This is a genomic window from Dellaglioa sp. CoH-56-MRSF-12 (assembly GCF_056782075.1).
On sequence record NZ_JBXAYD010000059.1, the window covers coordinates 1 to 302 of the forward strand.

Consider the following 302-nt stretch of genomic DNA (forward strand, 5'->3'; position numbering starts at 1 on the left):
ATTCCTTGTCCGATCGTGCCGAGCAGTACGACGAAGCAAACTGCACGCCGGGCGGCAGTTGAGCTGCGTGGCTCCACTTGTAAACGTCGGTGTCAAGCGCGAGATTGAATTGGTTGTCCATTTTGCAACTCCTGTTGCTAAGAATTTGTGAACCGGGGACTCCTGTCCCCGGGCGATACGGCTTAAAACCTGAACTTGAGGGCTCTTGCCTCTTGTTCAACGCGGGCAACTATTTCGGCCCGTTGCTTCGGATCGAGGAACACCCACTCTGCTACTTCTTGGGCAGTTCTCCCGCACCCTTT

At 55.0% G+C, this 302-nt stretch carries 1 protein-coding gene; it reads right to left on the reverse strand.

Going from position 1 to position 302, the window contains the following annotated elements; genetic code table 11:
• Positions 1 to 182: 182 nt before the first annotated feature.
• Positions 183 to 302 (reverse strand): DUF1289 domain-containing protein (locus tag AC1RPY_RS07775; protein ID WP_481763111.1); only part of this gene is annotated, 120 nt, incomplete at its 5' end.